The 20687-nt window shown below is 70.2% G+C and carries 13 protein-coding genes; 7 read left to right on the forward strand and 6 right to left on the reverse strand.

The window, feature by feature from the left end; all coding sequences use genetic code 11:
* Positions 1–24 precede the first annotated feature (24 nt).
* A complete protein-coding gene (locus tag ACX114_RS29055; protein ID WP_459289838.1) occupies positions 25–786 on the reverse strand; it encodes a CPBP family intramembrane glutamic endopeptidase in 762 nt (253 codons plus the stop codon).
* 110 nt (positions 787–896) lie between these two features.
* Here ACX114_RS29055 and ACX114_RS29060 point away from each other — a divergent pair, with 110 nt between their 5' ends.
* Both ACX114_RS29060 and ACX114_RS29065 read left to right on the forward strand, forming a co-directional pair.
* Complete coding sequence (locus tag ACX114_RS29060) at positions 897–3527, forward strand: M12 family metallopeptidase (protein ID WP_459289840.1); 2631 nt, start codon at positions 897–899, stop codon at positions 3525–3527.
* 158 nt (positions 3528–3685) lie between these two features.
* Positions 3686–4861, forward strand: a complete 1176-nt coding sequence (locus tag ACX114_RS29065; RefSeq protein ID WP_459289842.1) for a hypothetical protein — start codon at positions 3686–3688, stop codon at positions 4859–4861.
* Positions 4862–4868: 7 nt separating this feature from the next.
* On the opposite strand, the gene ACX114_RS29070 is transcribed toward ACX114_RS29065, so the two are convergent.
* Complete coding sequence (locus ACX114_RS29070; protein ID WP_459289844.1) at positions 4869–6533, reverse strand: alpha-amylase family protein; 1665 nt, start codon at positions 6531–6533, stop codon at positions 4869–4871.
* Positions 6534–6688: 155 nt separating this feature from the next.
* Here ACX114_RS29070 and ACX114_RS29075 point away from each other — a divergent pair, with 155 nt between their 5' ends.
* Together ACX114_RS29075 and ACX114_RS29080 are read left to right on the forward strand one after the other, a co-directional pair.
* The gene (locus tag ACX114_RS29075; RefSeq protein WP_459289845.1) at positions 6689–7651 is read left to right on the forward strand and encodes a TIGR03885 family FMN-dependent LLM class oxidoreductase; all 963 of its coding nucleotides are present in this window, start codon (positions 6689–6691) and stop codon (positions 7649–7651) included.
* A gap of 24 nt (positions 7652–7675) precedes the next feature.
* A complete protein-coding gene (locus tag ACX114_RS29080) occupies positions 7676–8779 on the forward strand; it encodes a winged helix DNA-binding domain-containing protein (protein WP_459289847.1) in 1104 nt (367 codons plus the stop codon).
* A gap of 10 nt (positions 8780–8789) precedes the next feature.
* Here the strand turns inward: ACX114_RS29080 and ACX114_RS29085 are convergent, their stop codons facing one another.
* The 4 genes from ACX114_RS29085 to ACX114_RS29100 form a co-directional block, all read right to left on the reverse strand.
* On the reverse strand, positions 8790–11735 hold the full coding sequence (locus tag ACX114_RS29085) for a DEAD/DEAH box helicase (RefSeq protein ID WP_459289849.1): 2946 nt from the start codon (positions 11733–11735) through the stop codon (positions 8790–8792).
* Between the two features lie 69 nt (positions 11736–11804).
* A complete protein-coding gene (locus ACX114_RS29090; protein ID WP_459289851.1) occupies positions 11805–13835 on the reverse strand; it encodes a TonB-dependent receptor plug domain-containing protein in 2031 nt (676 codons plus the stop codon).
* A 93-nt stretch (positions 13836–13928) separates the two neighbouring features.
* Positions 13929–14978: a PEGA domain-containing protein gene (locus ACX114_RS29095; RefSeq protein ID WP_459289853.1), complete on the reverse strand. Its 1050-nt coding sequence runs from the start codon at positions 14976–14978 to the stop codon at positions 13929–13931.
* Between the two features lie 43 nt (positions 14979–15021).
* Entirely contained in the window at positions 15022–16281 is a 1260-nt protein-coding gene (locus ACX114_RS29100) for a serine/threonine protein kinase (protein WP_459289855.1), read from the reverse strand.
* A gap of 212 nt (positions 16282–16493) precedes the next feature.
* Here ACX114_RS29100 and ACX114_RS29105 point away from each other — a divergent pair, with 212 nt between their 5' ends.
* The 3 genes from ACX114_RS29105 (at position 16494) to ACX114_RS29115 (ending at position 20604) form a co-directional block, all read left to right on the forward strand.
* Positions 16494–17834, forward strand: coding sequence for an MFS transporter (locus ACX114_RS29105; RefSeq protein WP_459289857.1), 1341 nt, complete (start codon positions 16494–16496; stop codon positions 17832–17834).
* Between the two features lie 197 nt (positions 17835–18031).
* Positions 18032–19531, forward strand: a complete 1500-nt coding sequence (locus tag ACX114_RS29110) for an ATPase domain-containing protein (protein ID WP_459289859.1) — start codon at positions 18032–18034, stop codon at positions 19529–19531.
* Positions 19528–20604, forward strand: coding sequence for an ATP-binding response regulator (locus tag ACX114_RS29115; protein ID WP_459289861.1), 1077 nt, complete (start codon positions 19528–19530; stop codon positions 20602–20604). Before ACX114_RS29110 ends, ACX114_RS29115 begins: the two co-directional genes overlap by 4 nt.
* Positions 20605–20687 lie beyond the last annotated feature (83 nt).

Here is a 20687-nt window from a genome sequence, read left to right on the forward strand (position 1 = left end):
ACCCGAAGCTCCAGGGCCCGCCACCTACACCGTGGCGTCACGTCGCTTCGGCAGCAGCACCACCAGCCCCAGCGCGACCAGCCCTGTCACGGTGGACAGGACACGGCCGCCCTGCCCCACCGCGTTGACGTCCAGTTGCAGGTCCAGCAGCCCGTTCGCCAGATTCCATCCCCAGTGCAGCCCCACGGCGCCCCACAGCGAGCCCGTGCGGGCTACCGCCGCCGCGTACGCGAGCCCCGTGCAGAACAACATCAGCCACTCCAGCGGACCGTTGCCCAGCCGGTACACGTGCGTGAGCACGAACACGCCCGCGGACAGGACCACGTAGCCCACGCCCCGCCCCGCCACCGGCCATGCGCGGTACCAGAAGCCGCGCGAGACGATGTCCTCCGCCACCGACGGCACGAACGTGGACACGACCACCCCCAGCGCCGCCACCAGCAGCGCCGTGCCCATCAGCGGCTTCTCCAGGGGCTGCACGCGCATCACGCCCACCGCCACTCCCACCAGCACGGACAGCGGCTTGAGCACCAGCATCACCGCCAGCGCCCGCGCGAGCGCGGAGCCACGCCACTCCAACGCATACGCATGAAAGCCATTGCGGTAACCCAGCCACCGCCCCACGCCCCAGGCCACCGCGTGGAAGAGCAGCATCAGCGCCGCCGTCACCGCGAAGCTTCCCAGCAGCCGCCCGCCGATCCCCTCCGGCGCTTCGTAGCAGGCGTACAGCACGGCGAACGCGAGTGCACAGCGCAGCGCGACACGTGAAGGAGGAGCGGGGCTCATGACGGTGGCCGTCATAGCGCGGGAAACATCACCCCCGCACAACCAACCTCCGCGAGTCCTTCCGTAATGCACCGCGAGTCATCGCGACTCCCAACGAGGGGGAATCACCCATGCGCATCACCCATCACGCCCGGTTCATCCGGGCGCTCACGGCCGTGGCCTGCCTTGGCACCGCCTGCCGTCCGGAAGACGCCACCGAAACCACCACCCCGCCCGCGCCCGCGCCCCAGTCGCCCGCCAGCTCCGGCGTGCGCTCCGCATGGGTCCGCATTGGCCCCAAGGCCGAGGCCCGCGAGGTGAAGTACGCAGCCGTCGACGGCATGGCGCTCTTCGAGGGCGACATCATCCTGGGCACCGTGGAGGACGTGGAGCGCGAGTCGCCCAAGGTGAAGGCCCAGGCCGCCAACCGTGTCTCCGCGGAGAGCATCCAGGTCTCCGGCAGCAGCAAGCGCTGGCCCAATGGCGTCGTCCCGTACGTCCACGTCTACGGCTCGCTGGATGACAACTTCGTCGTCAACGACGCCATCCGGCACTGGCAGCGCCGCACGGGCCTGCGCTTCGTGCCCATCTCCGCCTCCACGCCCACCTCCGTCGACCACGTCTACTTCGTGAAGGGACAGGGCTGCTTTTCGTCCGTGGGACGCCAGGGCGGCCGGCAGTTCGTCACGCTGGAGGGCACGTGCAGCCTGGGCAACGTCATCCACGAGCTGGGCCATGCCATCGGCTTCTGGCACGAGCAGAGCCGGGAGGACCGCGACGCCTTCGTGGACATCCTCTGGGACAACATTGAGGACGGCATGGAGTACGCCTTCGAGCAGCACATCAGCAACGGCGACGACTTCGGCCCCTATGACTTCGGGTCCATCATGCACTACGGCCCCACGGCGTTCGGCAAGCCCGACCCCGTCACGGGCAAGGACATGGAGACCATCCGTACCAAGGGTGGCCAGGCCATTGGCCAGCGCATCGCCCTGAGCGCGGGCGACGTCGCCTCCGCCGCGTCCATGTACCCGGGCGAGACGAAGGGCAACTTCGAGGAGATCACCTCCACCGGCTACGTGAAGGGCTGGACCTTCGACACCGCGTCGCCGTCCGTCTCCACGGACGTGCACTTCTACATCGACGGGCCGGCGGGCTCCGGCGCGTTCGGCGGCTCCGCGGTCGCGAACGTCGCGCGCCCGGACGTCAACACCGCGCACGACGGCATCCTGGGCAACCACGGGTTCTACTTCCCCGTGCCGGCGTACTTCCGCGACGGCCAGAACCACACGATGCACGTCTACGGCATCGACACGCAGGGCATCCACAACCCGCTGCTCGCGGGCTCGCCGCGCACCTTCAACCTGCCGGGCGCCTTCGGCACGCTGGAGAACATCTCCTACGACGGCACGGTGACGGGCTGGGCGCTGGACCTGGACTCGCCGTCCGCGTCCATCACGGTCTACTACTCCATCGACGGCAACCCGGCGTCCGTGGCCAACGTGGTGGCGAACCTCTACCGCTCCGACGTGAAGAACGTCTACCCCATGGCGTCCGGCGCGAACGGCTTCTCCTTCCGCATCCCGGACCTCTACGTGGATGGCCAGGAGCACACGCTGCGCATCTACGCGTTGGATCAGCAGGGCCGCCACAGCCCGCTGCTCGTCAACGCGCCCAAGACATTCCGGCTGGCCATGCCCTCCGTCTACAAGGCGGGCGTCTTCGCGGGCACGGGCAGCGCGGATCAGCTCATCGCCATCGACGGGTCGGGCTATGGCCCGCGCGTGCTGGTCTCCGGCTACGTCAACGCCAATGCCTTCCCCAACTTCCACTACCAGGAGTCCTGGAGCGCGTCGGCCCTGCTCAACAACTGGCACAACCCCAGCGACATCAAGCTGACGGGTGACTTCCGCGGCCTGGGCTACGACCAGATGCTCTTCATCAACACCGACGGCTACGGCGGCCGGGTGATGGTTACCGACTACCGCGACGGCGCCGTCCCCTCGGAGGTGCGCTACCACGAGTCCTGGGGCCAGAGCGTGCTGCTCCACGGCTGGCACGACGTCGAGGACACGCAGCTCGTGGGCGACTTCCTCCACCGGGGGCATGACCAGGTGCTGTTCTTCAACCGCTCCGGCGTGGGGAGCCGCGTGATGATCGCCGACTTCAGCGACGGCGTGGCCCCGGCGGAAGACGGCTACCGCGAGGAGTGGAGCGGCCCGAACTCCTTCGAGGACTGCTCCGAGCCGGACGACCGCCTCTACGTGGGCGACTTCCAGAACCGCGGCTACGACCAGGTGCTCTGCCTCAACCGCTCCGGCACGGGCGCGCGGGTGAAGCTCCTCGACTTCAGCGCGGGCGTGGCGCCGGCGCAGGTGCGCTACGTGGAGGCCTCCGGTGCCTTCACCGTGCTCGACGGGCTGATGGACGCGGACGACAACCAGGCGGCCGGCGACTTCCGGGACCTGGGCTACGACCAGCTCCTGTTGGTGAACAACGGCACCACCGGCACGGCCATGCTCATCGCGGACTTCTTCGACGGCGTCGCCCCCGCCGAGGTGCGCTACAGCGAGGCGCAGGGCGTGAGCTACTACCCGACGCTGTTGGCCAACCGGATGCTGGTGGGGGATTTCCGCGGCCTGGGCCACGACCAGGTGCTCTACGGCTCCTGGGGCGACCCCACGTACTACACCACCATCCTGGACTTCTCCGACGGTATCGCCCCGCCGGAGCGGCTCTTCCAGAAGGTCGAGATGAACTGATGACTCGCGCCATCCTGCTGGTGACTGCGGTCACCAGCAGGATGCCCGCCGCGAGCATTCCCTCCCTGTGAAGTCCAGGGGTTGCGCGGTTCACCGGGTCGGCATGGGCGCTGCAATGAGGTCAGGCAACGTCGCAGCTCAGACCCCAGGTGATAACCATGATCGACCTCAAGGCCACGGCCCGCTCCTCCTCCCTGATGCGCCCCACCACCGCGGAGCCCGCGCTCGTCAGCCCGAAGGCCCAGCTCTCCGCGGGGCCTGTCGCGGACGCCTCCCGGAGCATGCCGGCGCGGGGCTTCGACCAGGTGGACTCGTTCCAGCCGGAGATCATCAACCGCAGGCAGCCGCGTGGGATGCCCGCGCTGGAGGGTGCGTCGGACATGCTCGGCGCCCCGGCCGCCTTCGCCCCTCGGGGACTTCCCCCGGAGCTCCAGGACCTCGGGCCGGCCACCTTCGCGCCCCGCGGACTGCCCCCGGAGCTCCAGGACCTGGCGCCGGCCCCTCTCGCGTACCGCGGACTCCCCCCGGAGCTGCGGGACCTGGGTTCGGCGCGGGCGCAGGTCCCGGTCCAGGCGCAGCCTCCGGAGCCGCAGCCCGCCAGCAACGGCGTCCCGAGCGCCAATGACAAGCGCCCGGCCGGCGACAACCGCACGGCGGCGCAGATCGTCGACGACTCGCCCGTGCTCAAGAACCTGGGCCGCCAGAAGGACATCAAGTTCGAGCAGCTCTGCAAGCAGACGGGCGTGGACCCCAAGCTCGACCTGAAGGACCCGAAGCAGAACGCGGACGGCGTCTACCGGCTGACCAAGGTGCTGGAGTTCATCGACAGCGCCAAGGCCTCCACGGGCGGGGACCGCTCGAACAAGGTCAAGGGTGGCATGGGTGACGGCAACATCGAGGGCATCACCAAGGACGGTGACGCGCGCCACGGCACGGAGGCCGGCATGCTCAAGGACTTCGCCGAGAAGGGCTACTCCTTCCTGGGCGAGCACCAGCTGCCGACCACCAAGGACACCCACGTGAAGGCGGACGGCAGCAACAAGGACAACTTCCAGTGGGCCATGGGCGAGGCGGGCAAGGCCCTCTGGTTCATTCCGGGAGTCAGCAACGTCCTGACGGGCATCGGTGACTCGGAGGGCGGCTTCAAGGGCGTCCTCGAGGGCGCCGCGAAGGGCTACGTCAACACCATCAAGGGCGCCGCGGAGGGCGTCATCGGCTCCATCACCAAGGGCCGCGCCAACCCGGCCGGGATGCTCTTCGGAGCCTATACGGGCGCGCTGGCCAACACCGAGGCCGCCCCGCAGCCGGTGAAGGACATCGCCAGCATGCTGTGAGCCTCGGCTAGGGCAGCGGCTCCGTCCGGTGCTTGCGCGCGGGGTTCTCCAACCCCACGCGGAACCACCGGTAGCCGTAGCCCTCCAGCGTGAGCACGTGGCGCTGGCCGTCCACGGGCTCGGAGTGGTCCTCGCTGAGCACGTTGAAGAGCGTGCACGCCTCCTCGCCGCCCGGGTCCAGCTTCACCGTGCAGGGCCGGGCGGACAGGTTGTGCAGCACCACCAGCGCGTTGCCCTTCCATTCGTACCGGATGGCCAGCACGCCCTTGTTGCCGGTGCGCAGCACCTTCCACGCGCCCCACCCCAGCTCCGGGCACTCCTTGCGCGCGCGGATGATGCGCTCGGTCCAGTTGAGCTGCGAGCCCGGGTCGCGCCGCTGCTGCGCCACGTTCACCTGCCGGAAGCCGAACGGCCCCTCCGACACCAGGGGCTTCACCGGCGCGTCCGCCAGCGTGAAGCCGCCGTGCGGCTCCGGGCTCCACTGCATGGGCGTGCGCACCGACTGCCGCTCCACGAGCGACAGGTTCTCCCCCATGCCCAGCTCGTCGCCGTACCAGAGCACCGGCGTCCCGGGCAGGGAGAACATCAGGCTGTACGCCACCTCGATGCGGCGGCGGTCCCCGTCCAGCATGGACGCGAACCGGCGGCGCAGGCCCCGGTCATACAGCTGCATGCCCTTGTCCGGCCCCAGCGCCTGGAACACCTCCAGCCGGTCCTCGTCCGGCAGGCGCCCCAGGTCCAGCTCGTCGTGGTTGCGCAGGAAGTTCGCCCACTGCGCCGTGTGCGGCAGCTTGGGGGACGACTTCAGGGCCTGCACCAGCGGCGTCACGTCCCCTCGCGTGAGGGACAGGTAGAAGTTCTGGTTCGCCAGGAAGTTGAACACCATCTGCATGCGGTCGTTGTCGCCAAAGAACTCCACCACCTCGTTCATGGTGACGTTGGCTTCCGCGAGCAGGATGGCGTCCCCCCTGCGCCAGGAGAGGAACTCGCGCATCTCCTCCAGCAGCTTGTAGGGGTTCTTCACGTCCGGGTTCTTCACGCCCTTCAGCTCGACGAGGAAGGGCACCGCGTCCACGCGGAAGCCGGACACGCCCAATTCCAGCCAGTACCCCATCACCTTGAGGATCTGCTCGCGCACCTCCGGGTTCGCCACGTTGAGGTCGGGCTGGAAGTCGAAGAAGCGGTGGAAGTACCAGAGGCGCGCCTCCTTGTCGTACGTCCACGTGGAGGGCTGCACGCCCGGGAAGACCATGCCCTTGTTGGCGTCCTTGGGCCGCTTCTTCGCCCACACGTAGTAGTCGCGGTAGCGGCTGTCCGGGTCCTTGCGCGCGGCCTGGAACCACGGGTGCTGATCCGACGTGTGGTTCACCACCAGGTCGATGATGACGCGGATGCCGTGCAGCTTCGCCTCGTGGGTGAAGGCCACGAAGTCGCCCAGGTCTCCCAGGCGCGGATCCACGCCGTAGTAGTCGCTGATGTCGTAGCCGTTGTCGCGGTTGGGCGTGGGCTGGAAGGGCAGGAGCCACAGGCAGGTGATGCCCAGGCCCGCCAGGTAGTCCAGCTTGCGGCGCAGGCCCGTGAAGTCCCCCACGCCGTCGCCGTTGCCGTCCATGAACGTCTCGACGTCGAGGCAGTAGACGACCGCGTTCTTGTACCAGAGGTCTTCAATCATCCTTTCCGTTTAGCCCTCCCCTCGCGGACGTGGCCGTTCGGATGGGAGCGTCGTGCGGAACCCCACACCTGGGGGCTAGCGGACTTCGTTCAGCCAACACTCGCGCGAAGACAGGCCTCGCCGTGGGAGCGCTCCCGCTCCAGGGTGGCGCCCGCATGCCCCTCATCGGCTTTCACGCGTCGCACGAACAGTTTCCGCCCAGCGAGCTTCTTCGCCTCTGCCAGAAGGCGGAAGGCGCGGGCTTCCAGGCCGCGCTCAACTCCGACCACTTCCACCCGTGGACGGAAGCGCAGGGGCAGAGCGGTTTCGCCTGGGCGTTCATGGGCGCGGCGCTCGCGTCCACGGGCCTGTCCTTCGGCTCCGTCACGGCGCCGGGCCAGCGCTACCACCCGGCCATCGTCGCGCAGGCGCTGGGCACCCTGAACGAGATGTATCCCGGCCGGGCGTGGATGGCTTTGGGCAGCGGCCAGTACCTCAACGAGGCCATCACCGGCACGGGCTGGCCCGCGAAGGACCTGCGCAACGCGCGCCTGAAGGAGTGCGTGGACATCATGCGCGCCCTCTTCCGGGGCGAGACGGTGACGCACCGGGGGCTGGTCACGGTGGAGGAGGCCAGGCTCTACACGCGCCCCAAGGACATGCCGCTGCTCATCGGCGCCGCCGTCACGCCGAAGACGGCGAAGTGGGTGGGGAGCTGGGCGGACGGGCTCATCACCACCGCGCGGCCCCCGGAGGAGCTGCGCAAGGTGGTGGATGCGTTCCGCGAAGGCGGCGGCGAGGGCAAGCCCCTGTTCCTCAAGGTGCAGTTGTCCTACGCGAAGGACGACGAGCTCGCGCGTGAAGGCGCGTACAACCAGTGGGCGTCGAACATCTTCGCCAACAGCGTGCTCACGGACCTGCGCACGCCCGCGCAGTTCCAGGAGGCCGCGAACGTGGTGCAGCCGCACGACCTGGACGGCCCGCTGCGCGTCTCCAGCAGCCTCCAGCAGCACGTGGACTGGATGGGCGAGGACCTGCGCCTGGGCTTCGACCGGCTGTACCTGCACAACGTCAACCGCGAGCAGGAAGGCTTCATCGAAGCCTTCGGTGAGAAGGTGATTCCGGCCCTCACGCGCTGAAGACGGCTGGGTATGCTCGGAAGCATGCCCACCGAAGTGCTGACCCCTCAGGCCCTCAACCGAGCAACGCTCGCGCGCCAGTTGCTGCTCACGCGCGAGAAGATGACCGTGCCGCGAGCCATCGAGCACCTGGTGGGGCTCCAGGCCCAGCTCGCGCGTCCGCCCTACCTGGCCCTCTGGTCGCGCCTCCAGGGCTTCCAGCGCGACGCGCTCACGAAGCTGGCGCTCAAGCGGGAGCTGGCGCGCGGCACGATGATGCGCGGCACGCTGCACCTGATGACCGCGAAGGACTACCTGCGCTACCGGGGGCTCTTCCAGCCCCTGCTCAACGCGGCCATGCGCTCCGTGCTGAAGGAGCGCGCCACCGCGCTGGACCTGCCCGCGCTGCTGGCCACGGCGAAGCCCTTCCTCCAGGAGAAGCCCCGCACCTTCGAGGAGGTGCGGGCGCACCTGCTGAAGCACCACGTGGACGGCGACGAGCGGGCCATGGGCTTCGCCGCGCGGATGATGCTGCCGCTCGTCCAGGTCCCCGAGGAGGGGCTGGAGTGGGGCTGGCCCGGCAGCTCCGGCTTCACGCTGGCGGAGTCCTGGCTGGGAGAGAAGCTCTCCACGGACGACGACGCCTCGCCGCTGGTGCTGCGCTACCTGGCCGCCTTCGGCCCGGCCACCGTGGCGGACATGCAGTCCTGGTCCGGCATCAAGCCGCTGAAGGACGCCTTCGAGAAGGTGCGCGGCAAGCTGGTGGAGTTCCGCGACGAGAAGAAGCGCGTCCTCTTCGACTTGCCCAAGGCCCCGCGCCCGCCGGAGGAGACGCCCGCGCCGGTGCGCTTCCTGCCGGACTTCGACAACCTCATCCTCTCCCACGCGGACCGCACCCGCGTCGTGCCGGAGGAGCACCGCGCGCTGCTGTCCACGAAGAACCTGCGCGTGCTCAACGTGTTCCTGGTGGACGGGCGCACCGCGGGCGTCTGGACCACCGAGCGCGCGAAGGGCACGGCGACGCTGGTCTGCAACGCCTTCGACCCGCTGAAGAAGCCCGTCCGCGACGCCCTGGTGCAGGAGGGAGAGGACCTCCTGCGCTTCAGCGACCCGGAGGCCACGAAGGTGGCGGTGCGGTTCGCGACGTGACGCGGACGCCCTACGCGAAGAGCTGGAGCAGGTCCTCACGGGTGATGGCGGCGGCGCCCGAGGCCTCGCTGAGCGCGGCTTCGAACAGGGCGCGCTTCTTCTCCTGGAGGCCCAAAATCTTCTCCTCCACCGTGCCCTGCGACACCAGCCGGTAGACCATCACCGGCCGCTCCTGCCCGATGCGGTGCGCCCGGTCCGCGGCCTGCGCCTCCACCGCCGGGTTCCACCACGGATCCATCAGGAACACGTGGTCCGCCGCCGTGAGGTTCAGGCCCGTGCCTCCGGCCTTCAGCGACATGAGCAGCACCGGCGCTCCGTCCTGGCCCTGGAAGCGCGACGTCACCTCGCCCCGGTTCGCCGTCGCTCCGTCCAGCCGCTCGAAGCCGATGCCCGCTTCCTTGAGCCCCGGCTCGATGAGGTCCAGCAGCGACGTCCACTGGGAGAAGACCAGCGCCTTGTGGCCCTCCGACACCGCCGTCTCCAGCGCGTCCACCAGCGTCTGCACCTTGGAGGACGTCTTCGCCACCTGACCCGGCACCAGCGCGGAGTGGCAGGCCGCCTGCCGCAACCGCAGCAGCGCCTCCAGCGCCTTGAGCACGCTGCCGCCTTCGTTGAGCAGCGCCACCACCTCCGCGCGCGTCGCGGCCATCACCGCGTCGTAGACGGAGCGCTCGCGCTCATCCAACTGCACGTGCATCACGGAGTCGGTGCGCGGCGGCAGCTCCGGCGCCACGTCCCGCTTGAGGCGGCGCAGGATGAACGGGCGGATGCGGCGGCGCAGGCCTTCCGCCGCTCCCGGCTTGCCGTCCGCGATGGGCTGCGCCGTCTTCTCCTCGAACTGGCGGCGGCCTCCCAAGAGGCCCGGGTTGGTGAAGTGCATCAGGCTCCACAGCTCGTCCAGGCGGTTCTCCAGCGGCGTGCCGCTGAGCGCGAGCCGCAGGTTCGCCTTGAGCCCGAACGCCGCGCGCGACACCTGGCTCTCCGGGTTCTTGATGGCCTGGGCCTCGTCCAGCACCACCGCCTCCCACGTGGGCGCGCCCAGCACCGCCGCGTCCAGGCGCAGCAGCGCGTACGTGGTGAGCGTGATGTCCGCGGTGGGGTCCAGCTTGCGGCCAGGGCCGTGGTACACGCAGACCTTCAACGACGGTCGGAAGCGCGCAAGCTCCGCCACCCAGTTGGGCAGCACGCTCGTGGGACACACCACCAGCGACTTCGGCCCCAGGATGCAGATGGTCTGGAGCGTCTTTCCCAGACCCATGTCGTCCGCGAGGATGCCGCCCAGCCCCGCGCCCTTGAGGAACGACAGCCAGCTCACGCCCTGCTGCTGGTACGCGCGCAGCGTGGCGTTGAGCTCCGCGGGCAGCACCGGCGGTGGCAGCTTCTCGAAGCCCTCCACCAGCGGGGCCAGCTTGTCCAACCCGGGGGGCGGCGGCTGGTCCAACGACTCGCACAGCTGCGTCAATTCCGGCAGCGCGTGGTTCGCGACACGGCCGTCCGCCTGACGCGCGGCCAGCAGGTCCGCGACGCGCTGCCCGTTCTTGTCCAGCCACGCGCGCGGCAGCGGCGCCCAGCCACCACCGTCCAGCGGCACCAGCCCCAGCCCCTCCGTCCACGCCCGCACCACCGCCGCCGCGTCCACCGTGCGCGCGCCGCCCTTGCCGCCCTCCACCTCGAACTCCAGCGTGAAGCGCACCTCCGGCACGCCCGCGCCGGACGCGCCGCCCTCCACGCGCAGGGACGGCTTGAGGCGCATGTCCGGACTGACGATGCCCGCCGCGTCGCCGCCCAGGTCGCCGCGGAACTTCCGCAGCTTGTCCGCGAAGCGCATCATCTCCGGCCCCTGCACCGTCAGCCGGCGCCCGGGCACCAGGTTCAGCTCGTCACGCAGCTGGTGGAGCAGCTTCTGCTCCGCGGCCTCGTCGCGCAGCGGCACCGCGCCGCGCAGGTACACCATGCGCCCGTTGTCGATGCGCACCGTCGGCGGCGCGCCGTACACCAGCGTGGGCAGCACCGACAGGCCCTGGGTGAGCTGGTTCAGCTCCAGCAGGATGCGCGGCTTCAGGTCGCGGTCCAGCGGCGGCAGGCGGCGGCTGCGCATGTCCACCGGCATGCGCCGCGCCAGCTCCGGGAGAATCTTCGCGGACAGCTCTCCCAGTTGCTCCGGCGAATACGTCCGCACCAGCGGCAGGTGCTGGAGCCACGCGCCCGTCATCGCCGTCTCGCCCAGGCGCACCAGGGACTCCGCCGTCAGCGCGACGCCGGGGCTCACCACCTCCGTGATGCGCGGGTCGCGCGTGATGGTGATGACCCACTGCTGGCCCTTGTCCTCCACCTTCGCGCGCGGGGGCAGCACCTCGCTGGACACCGCCACCGGCCGGCCGTCCAGGAGCACGTTGCGCGCGGGCTCCAGGGCCCTCAGGAGCGCGTCCAGCTTCTCCGCCAGCAGCGGCCCCCGGGTGCGCCGCTCCAGCAGGCGCTCCATCACCAGGTCCACCTGCTCCACCTGCAACGTGACGCCGGCCTGGGGCTTCGCCAGGCGCCCGGTGAGGTCCTCCAGCGGCTCCTCCGTGCCGTCCGCGTGCGCGAGGACGCGGTGCAGTTGCAGCCCGCCCTCCACGCGCGTGAAGCGGTACACCACGCGCGACCAGCGCTCCGACACCGCCTCCAGCGGCGCGTCCTGCTTCTCCGCCTTGTCCAGGGAGATGGCCGCCGCGACCACGTGCTCGCACGGGTCCACCGGGCTGGGGCAGTCGCACTCCCACGCCTCGTCGCCCGGATAGAGGACGACGGTGAAGGCCACGGCCCGGCCCGCCACCTTCACGCGCAGCTCGACCTCCGAGCCTGTGCGCGACTGGAGCGCCACCGCGCCGTCCCGCGCGAGGCTGACGCCCTTGGACCAGAGTCCCGGCTTGGCTTCTTTCCGGACGGCTTCGAGGAGCTGGGTGTTCTCGGACATGGCAGGCGGCTTCCCTACGCCCCGCCACGCCCCAGCGCAACGTCGGATGCGGTCCGGCTGACGGCCAGGCTACTCGTCGTCGTAGGACGGCTCGAAGAGGTACGTCAGCTTCACCATGAACTCGCGGCTGAACACCGGCAGGGGCGCGTGGCCGCCGTTGTAGGGCTGGGCCACCCGGAAGTCGCTGCCCAGCAGGTTGTAGACGCCCGCGCCAATCTCCAGGCCCTTCGTCCCCACGTTCTCCGCGCGCACGAAGAGGTTGAGCAGGAGCCGGGGCGACAGCGTCTGGACCTCCGACACGCCCTCCTCGTCCGGAGCCCCCACGGCGAAGCGCTGGCCCACCAGCACGGCGGTGGGGCTGACGGACAGCCACGGCAGCACCTTCGCCGTGCCCGTTAGCGTCACCTTGTGCGTGGGCAGGCCGGTGAAGGCATTGGGCTGGCCGGGCACCAGGTAGTCCTCCACGTCATTGCGCCCGCCCGGCCGGTAGAACGAATAGCCCGCCTGCGCGCGGCCCCAGGACCCGCGCAGCCGGTAGTCCAGCTCGATGCCCCGGCTGCCCAGGCGGCCCAGGTTGCGGTACGCCTCCGAGGCCGTGACCGGGTCGTACGAATAGATGATGGGGTCCGTCACGCCCACGTCGAAGGCGTTGGCGCTCAGGCTCTGGCCCTCGCCCAGGCGCAGCGTGGCCTCCAGCTCGTACACCGTGGTGCGCTCCGGCCGGACGTCGTCGCCCAGGGAGATGTTCTCGATGCCCGGCGCGCGGAAGGCGCGGCTGTACAGGGCCTTGCCGCTCACCGGCCCGAAGGACTTGAGCAACACCAGGCGCGGCACGAACGAGCTGCCGAACGCGCTGTGGTCCTCGAAGCGCGCGCCCGCCACCACCGTGGCGATGGGGTTGTCCGAGTACACCTCCATGAAGGCCGCGACGTTGCGGTAGGAGACGACGTCCTCGTCGCCGTTGAAGGGCTCCTGCTGGCCGAGGCCCGCCGGGCCGCGCAGCTGCCCCTGGTCGAACGCCAGGTCCACGCCGCCCGTCAACTGGAGGAAGTCGAACGCCGCCCAGCGCGCCAGGGCCCGGCCCCGCAGGCGCCGGTAGCGCTTGTCGTAGAAGAAGTCCGACGACTCGTCCGAGTCCCGGTAGGACTCGCCCAGCGTGAGGTTCAGCCGGGGGATGATTTCAATCCGGTCCGTGGGCCGGAAGCGGTCGCTCAATTCGGCGTGGAACGACTCGAAGTCGGTGCTCGCGGGCGTGGGCAGCACCTCGTCCACGGAGACCACCGACGTGGTGTCCTGGCGCTGGTACAGCACGCTCAACTGGAGGTCGCGGTAGCCCACGCCGGCCTGCACCACCGTGGGGTCCATCGCCGACGCGCCGTTCATGCTCGCGGAGTCGCCGTAGAAGTCGTCGAACACGGCGTCGCTGCGCTGCCCCTGCCCCAGCGACGCGGACGCGAACGCGCTCAGGCCCGGCACGCTCTCGAACACCTTGCGGCCGGACACCGTGAGGCTGCGCCGGCCCAGGCCGTCCGACAGTTGCCCGTACGTGCCCACCACCAGCGCGTCCGTGCTGCCCTGGATGCCGCGGGTGATGACGTTGATGACGGCCAGCTCCGCGTTGCCGCCGTAGATGACGGAGCCCGGGCCGCGCACGACCTCGATGCGCTCAATCAGCTCCACCGGGAACTCGTGGCCCAGTTGCATCGTGGAGTAGAGCTGCTCGTTCATCTCCTTGCCGTCGATGATGAGCAGCACCTTGCCTTCCTGGCCCCACAGGCCGCGGAAGCCCGGCCCCACCGTGCCGGACACGTCCACGCCGAAGAAGAAGCCCGGCACCTGCAACAGCACGTCCATCAGGTCGCGCGCGCCGGAGGCCTTGATTTCATCCGCGGTGATGGCCGTCACCACCGCCGGCGAGTCATGCAGCTTCGTGATGGCGAACGACGCCACCTGGCTGTGCACCTCCGGCTCTTCCTCCAATTGGGCCTCGCGCTGCTCCTGCGCGGAGGGCGTCTCCGGCGGCCCGGGGTCCAGGGTGGGCTCCGGCGCCGTCTGCGCGAAGCCCGTGCCCGCGCCCAGCAGCGCAAGCCATACACACACACGACGCCCGTGCCTGGTGAAACCCATACGAAACAACCTTCTCGAAGTGGGGGGAACTCTGGGACTGCGCTGACTGCGGGGGTAAGCCTTGTTTCACTTCACGCGCACGCGGGTGCTGCGGCCCGGCTCGACCTCCACCGTCATGCGCCGCTTCACCTCGCCATTCACGCGGACCTCCACCTTCGCGGGGCCGGAGGGCAGGGCCTGCGCGGAGATGGGCGGAAAGCCATACGGCCGGCCGTTGATCCACACCTCGCCGTAGAGGCCCGGCGACGTCACCTCCAGGTCGCCCCGCTGCGCCACGGCGGCCTTCGCCACGGAGGGCTCCGGCGGCTTCGTGGGCTCCGGGTCGCGCGGGGCCGCCGCGGGTCCATCCGCCGCCGGGGGCGAGGCCGGGACCACGGCCGCCACGGCCGGCTTCGGCGCGGACGGCGTCAGCTCCGCGGAGAGGTCGCGGTTGAGCGAGCGCACCGAGTCCGCGTCCACCTCCACCGTCTCCTCGTACAGGCGGCGGTCGCCCTGCGCGAGCACCACGCGGTGCGCGCCCGCGGACACCGGCAGCCGCGCCGGCGTCAGGTCCACCGCCCTGCCATCCACCATCACCACCAGCCCCGGCGGCGTGGACGTCACCAGCAGGAGCCCGCCCCTCGCCTCTTCCTGCGCGGCGGCCGGAGTGGCCTGCTGCTCACGGGCGGCCCGCGCGGCGGCGAGCTTCGCGGCGCGCGTGCGGGGCGGCGCGCGGGAGGGCGCCGGCTCACGCGACGTGGGCGCGTGCGCGGTCTTCGACTGCTCGCGCGAGCGCAGGTCGGTGGCGATGCCCAGCAGCCGCGTCAGGTCGCTGTCCTTGTCATCCGGACGCAGCTTGAGCGCCTCCGTGAACTGCGCGACCGCGCGCTCGTAGTCGCGGTCCTCCAGCGCGGCCAGCCCCGACGCGCGCAGCGCCCGGATGACGCCCGCGTTCGCGTCCTCCGACGGCGGGGGCGCGGAAGAAGACGGGCTGACGACGGGCGGGGGCGAGGGAAGCCGCGTGGCGACGGGCTCGGGCTGCGCGGCCTTGCGCGAGCGGACCATCAGGTACGCCCCGGCGTTCACGGCCACGGTGCCCAGCAGGATGACGGCGACCCAGGTCTTCTGATTCTTCACGTTCAAAGTCCCACTTCCCACGACGACACGGTGCGCCCGTCCTTCACGCGATGAACAGCCAGAACACCGCGCTGCCCACCAGCGCGACTCCGGCCGCCGCGGCCAGCGCCCAGGGGAACGCCCCCGCCGCGGCCGCCTGCTCCGGCGGCGGGATGACGCCCGTGGTGGAGCCCGTCCCGGTGCTCCGGGGCATCACGCCGGTGGGCACCAGCGCGCTGGGCTCGTGCAGGTCCACCGGGTACTCCGACGGCGCGAAGGGCGACGGGCCGGAGATGCCGGTGGGCATGCGCGTGGAGCCCATGCCCGAAGCGTCCGCGGACGCCCCCGGCGACGAGCCCGGCATGGACCCCGGCACCGACACCGCCGTGGACACACGGCCGGTGGCGTCCGGAGGAAAGAGCGTGGCCATCAGCGTCGCCAGCTCCCGGCCGCCGGACGTCCAGTGCTGCGCCGTGCGGTAGCGCTCCAGGTCGTCGTGCAGCTCGCGCGCCGTCTGGTAGCGCTGCGCGGGGTCCTTCGCCAGGCACTTGAGCAGGATGCGCTCCAGCTCCGGCGGGAAGCCCGGGGCCACGTGCGACGGCGGCGGCACGTCCCCCGCCGACGCGGCCATGATGGTGGCCTCCATCGAGTCGCGCTTGAACAGCCGGCGCCCGGTGGACGCCTCGTAGAGCACGATGCCCAGCGAATACAGGTCCGAGCGGTGGTCCAGCTCCCGGTTGGTGATCTGCTCCGGGGACATGTACGCGTACTTGCCCTTCACCACCCCGGCCACCGTGCGCTCCAGGTTCACGGAGCTCTTCACGATGCCGAAGTCCGCCAGCTTCACGATGCCGTCGCGCGACACCAGCACGTTGCCCGGCGTGATGTCCCGGTGCACCAGCTTCAGGGGCGTTCCGTCCGACAGCGTCTTCGCGTGCGCGTACGTGAGCGCGTCCGACATGGCCAGGCCCACGTCCACTGTCACCCGGGGCCCCAGCGGGATGTTCGCCGCCGCCGCGTGCCGCATGATGCGGTCCAACGACTGGCCCTGAATCCACTCCATCGCCAGGTAGTACTGACCGTCGATCTTCCCGAAGTCGAACACCTGCACGATGTTCGGGTGCGTGAGCAGCGCCGCGACCTTCGCCTCGTCCGCGAACATCCGCGCGAAGGGCTCCAGGTTCGCGTACTCCGGCAGGATGCGCTTGATGACGCACGCCTTGGAGAAGCCGTCCGGTCCGTCAATCGTCGCCAGGAACAGGTGCGCCATCCCGCCCGTGGCGAGCCGCTGCACCATCCGGTACTTCCCGAAGAGGATATCCACCCCGGGTGCGGCCGACGCAGGCGTCGCGGTATCAACCCTGTCCAAATTGTACTCCCGGGACGGAACTCGCAATTCCCGGAAGATACCTATGCCGAGACCTCCCCACAAGTTTCGCACAACGTGTCAACAGGTTTTACGGAGAATACACTTTAACAACGTGATGGATCGCTGACACACGGGGCGTCCGGCATATCCTCCGGGTCCTCAAGCGCATGGCGACCCTCCCCTCCGACGCTCCGTCCCCGCTGGCCGCTCCCCGTCCGCTGTCCGCCCGGGACATCCGCACCCTGGGCCTGGCGGCGCTGGGGGGCGCGCTGGAGTTCTATGACTTCATCATCTTCGTGTTCTTCACGGCGGTGATGGGGAAGCTGTTCTTCCCTCCGGAGACGGCGGACTGGCTGCGGCAGTTGCAGACGTTCGGCCTGTTCGCGGCGGGGTACCTGGCGCGTCCGCTGGGCGGCATCGTGATGGCGCACTTCGGGGACCGGACCGGGCGCAAGCGGATGTTCACGTTGAGCGTCTTCCTGATGTCGGTGCCCACGCTGTGCATGGGCCTGTTGCCCACGTTCGCCACGGCCGGGTACGTGGCGCCGCTGCTCCTGCTCACGCTGCGGCTGCTCCAGGGCGCGGCGGTGGGCGGCGAGGTGCCGGGCGCGTGGGTGTTCGTCTCCGAGCACGTGCCGGAGCGCCGCGTGGGTCTGGCATGCGGGACGCTCACCTCCGGGCTCACGCTGGGCATCCTGTTGGGCTCGCTGGTGGCCACCGCGGTCAACACCGCGTTCACGCCGGAGCAGGTGCTGGCGTACGGCTGGCGATTTCCCTTCGTGGTGGGCGGCGTGTTCGGCTTCTTCGCCGTGTTCCTGCGCCGCTGGCTCCAGGAGACGCCTGTCTTCGAGGAGATGCGCCAGCGAAAGGCGCTGGTGCGTGAGTTGCCGCTCAAGGCCGCGCTCCGGGGCCACGCGCCGGCCGTCGTCGTGTCCATGCTGTTCACCTGGGTGCTCACCGCGGGCATCGTGGTGGTCATCCTGATGACGCCCACGCTGATGCAGCAGCTGCACGGCATCCCGCCCGCGAAGGCGCTGGCGGCCAACAGCGTGGCCACGCTCACGCTCACGGTGGGCTGCATCTGCTACGGGCTGCTCGCGGACCGGCTGGGCCCCACGCGGGCCATGGCCATCGGCTCGGGGATGCTGCTCGTCGCCGCGCAATTGTTCTACCGGGGCGTGGCGGGCGCGCCGGAGCACCTGGTGCCGCTCTACGCGGGCGTGGGCTTCTGCGTGGGCGTGGCCGGCGTGGTGCCCGCGGTGATGGTGAAGGCCTTCCCTCCCGCGGTGCGCTTCTCCGGCCTGTCGTTCTCCTACAACGTGGCGTACGCGCTGTTCGGCGGCCTCACGCCGCTCGCCGTGACGCTGGCCCTCAAGCAGAGCCCGCTCGCGCCCGCGCACTATGTCTCCGCGGTGTGCGCCGTGGGGCTCGTGGTGTCGCTGCTGCTCTTCCGGGGCCTCGGGGCCCACACCCCGGCCCCGGGGGAGGACCCCGCGCCGTCACACTGAGTCCCCGGCCGTCGGGCTGCCCTCCGAGCAGAGGTGTTGACCCGCCGCCACTGCACGAAGGGTATGGGCTCGCGGGAGTGGCTCCGGCCGGAACTGTCGGTTATGCGGCAGCGACGCGGGGGGCACTTCGGGCGTGCCCTGTTCCCCATGCGCATCTTGACCCGGCGCGCGCTTTCGAGCGGCGGAAGCTCCGCGCGATGACCTCTCGCCGTGCGATGGACCCTGGAATGGCCAGCAGCGAGCCCGCCCTCTTCAAGAGCGGCATCCCCAGCTTCGACCTCCTCCTGGGAGGTGGCATCCCCTCACGACAGGCCATCATCGTCACCGGCACGCCCGGGTCGGGGAAGACGGTGCTGTGCAGCCAGATTGCCTTCTCGGCCGCGGCGCGCGGCATCCCCGTGGTGGTGGCCACCGTCACGTCGGAGCCCCACGACAAGCTGATGGGGGCGCTGTCCAGCTTCGACTTCTTCCAGCCGGAGCTGCTGGGCGAGAAGCTCTTCTTCATCAGCGCCTACTCGTCGCTCAAGAAGGGCGCGAAGGAGGCCCGGGACCTGCTGCTCCAGACGGTGCGGGAGCGCGGCGCGGGGATGCTCTTCATCGACGGGCTGCGCTCCATCCGCGACCTCTGGCAGGACGAGGCGCGGCTGCGCGAGTTCCTCTATGAGCTGGGCATCAGCCTGTCGGCCATCAACTGCATCGGCCTGTTCACCACGGAGTACCCGCTGGAGCGGCTGATGGCGCTGCCGGAGGCCACCACGGTGGATGGCATCGTGGCGTTGTCCATCCAGCCCCAGGGCTCGCGCCGGGTGCGCCGGGTGGAGGTGGTGAAGCTGCGCGGCCGGCCCCACCTGAGCGGTGAGCACACCCTGCTCATCCGCGAGGAGGGCGTGATGGCCATTCCGCGCCTGGAGTCCACGCCCCTGGATTTCCGGGACGAGCCCCCCACGCTGGCGCGCAAGAGCTTCGGGCTGCCGGAGCTGGACGCGCTGATGCACGGCGGGATCCCGGAGCTCAGCACCACGATGCTCGCGGGGAGCATGGGCATTGGCAAGACGCTGGTGGCCCTGCACTTCGCGGCGGACGCCGCGCACCGCGGGGAGAAGGCGCTCTTCGTGTCGTTCTTCGACGCGCCGTCCATGCTCACCGCGCGGGCCCGGCGCGTGGGCCTGGACGTGGACCCGGCCCTGCGCGAGGGGCGGCTGGTGATGCGGTACGTGCCGCCCATGGAGATAGAGGCGGACGTGCTCGTGCAGGACCTCCTGGCGCAGGTGGACGCGCTCGGCGTCAAGCGGCTGGTGCTGGACGGGCTCACCGAGTTGGAGCTGGCCATCCTGGATCCCTCGCGGCGGCGCACCTTCCTCGCGTCGCTGTCCATGCGGCTGCGCATGCGGGGCATCACCACGCTGTTCACCCGCGAGGTGTCGAAGGTCGTGGGCACGGAGCTGGACTTCAACGACGCGCCGGTCGCCAGCCTGGGAGAGAACGTGCTGCTCTTGCGCTACGTGGAGCTGCACGGCCGGGTGCACCGGCTCTTGTCCGTGCTCAAGATGCGGGACAGCGAGTACGTGGCCGACCTGCGCGAGTTCGTCATCACGGACGAGGGCGTGAAGGTGCTCGCGCCCATCCGTTCCGCCGCGGGCCTGCTGACCGGTCAGGCCCGTCCGCTGGGGACCACCATCGGAGGAGTGAGTGAATGAGCCTGGTGCTCATCGCGGAGGATGAAGAGGCACTCCTGGAGGTCTTCTCGGAGGTGGTGGAGGACCTGGGCCACCGGGTGATCCGCGCGCACAACGGCGAGGAGGCGCTGCTGCTGGCGCGCACGGAGACGCCGGACCTGGTGGTCAGCGACCACATGATGCCGCGCAAGACGGGCATGCAGCTTCTGCACGCCATGCGCGCGGAGCCCACCCTGTCGGACGTGCCCTTCCTCCTCCTGAGCGCGGCGCGTCCGCAGGGGCGTGAAGCCGCGCAGACGTTCCTCGCGAAGCCGGTGGACCTGTCCACCTTCGAGCAGGCGGTGAACCAGGCGCTCCAGCACCGCCTGGCGGCCCGTCAGGAAGCAGCCCCCGCCGCGCGCGAGGCACCCAACGCGCTGAGCCTGGCCCGCGAGGAGATGCTCAACTGGGTGGCGCACGAGCTGAAGACGCCGCTCAGCTCCGCGCGGCTCAACACGCAGCTGCTCCTGCGCAAGGTGCAGAAGCGCGGCATCGACGACGAGCGCCGCTCCGCGGAGGCCGTGTTGCGCCAGTTGGACCGGATGAACGGGCTGGTGACCTCCATCCTGGACGCCTCCCGGCTGGCGGACGGGAAGCTGGAGCTGAAGCTTCAGCCCACGGAGCTGACGCCCTTCCTCCAGGAGCTCGTCCAGGAGTGGCGCGAGCTGCAACCGGACTTCGACTTCTCCTTCCACGCCCTGGAGCCGGTGGAGTCCCTGATGCTGGATGCGGAGCGGCTGCGCCAGGTGCTCAACAACCTGGTGTCCAACGCGGTGAAGTACAGCGGCACGTCGCGCCACGTCGAGCTGGGCGTGACGCTCAACCCGGGCCTCGTCCTCATCCACGTGCGCGACTGGGGCGTGGGCATCCCCGCCAGCGCCCTGCCCCACGTCTTCGACCGCTTCCAGCGCGCGGACGAGGACCGCGGACGAGGCCACGGCCTGGGCCTCTTCATCGCCGCCGCGCTCGCGAAGCTGCACGGCGGCTCGCTCTCCGCCCGCTCCACCCTGGGTGAAGGCTCCACCTTCACCCTGCGCCTGCCCCGGCGGAACTGAAGCAGCACTGCATGTTTCCGCCGGAACTCCATCTAAACCAAACAGATTGGAAGTCCGCGAACACCCGGCGCTCTCGGTGAATT

This window comes from Corallococcus sp. M7, from assembly GCF_054512695.1.

What these genes read in the sequence shown, in the direction of transcription:
- ACX114_RS29110 (WP_459289859.1), top strand. Translation starts at nt 18,032, where the DNA reads ATGACCTCTCGCCGTGCGATGGACCCTGGAATGGCCAGCAGCGAGCCC.
- ACX114_RS29080 (WP_459289847.1), top strand. Translation starts at nt 7,676, where the DNA reads ATGCCCACCGAAGTGCTGACCCCTCAGGCCCTCAACCGAGCAACGCTC.
- ACX114_RS29115 (WP_459289861.1), top strand. Translation starts at nt 19,528, where the DNA reads ATGAGCCTGGTGCTCATCGCGGAGGATGAAGAGGCACTCCTGGAGGTC.
- ACX114_RS29070 (WP_459289844.1), bottom strand. Translation starts at nt 6,533, where the DNA reads ATGATTGAAGACCTCTGGTACAAGAACGCGGTCGTCTACTGCCTCGAC.
- ACX114_RS29085 (WP_459289849.1), bottom strand. Translation starts at nt 11,735, where the DNA reads ATGTCCGAGAACACCCAGCTCCTCGAAGCCGTCCGGAAAGAAGCCAAG.
- ACX114_RS29105 (WP_459289857.1), top strand. Translation starts at nt 16,494, where the DNA reads ATGGCGACCCTCCCCTCCGACGCTCCGTCCCCGCTGGCCGCTCCCCGT.
- ACX114_RS29065 (WP_459289842.1), top strand. Translation starts at nt 3,686, where the DNA reads ATGATCGACCTCAAGGCCACGGCCCGCTCCTCCTCCCTGATGCGCCCC.
- ACX114_RS29055 (WP_459289838.1), bottom strand. Translation starts at nt 786, where the DNA reads ATGAGCCCCGCTCCTCCTTCACGTGTCGCGCTGCGCTGTGCACTCGCG.
- ACX114_RS29060 (WP_459289840.1), top strand. Translation starts at nt 897, where the DNA reads ATGCGCATCACCCATCACGCCCGGTTCATCCGGGCGCTCACGGCCGTG.
- ACX114_RS29075 (WP_459289845.1), top strand. Translation starts at nt 6,689, where the DNA reads ATGCCCCTCATCGGCTTTCACGCGTCGCACGAACAGTTTCCGCCCAGC.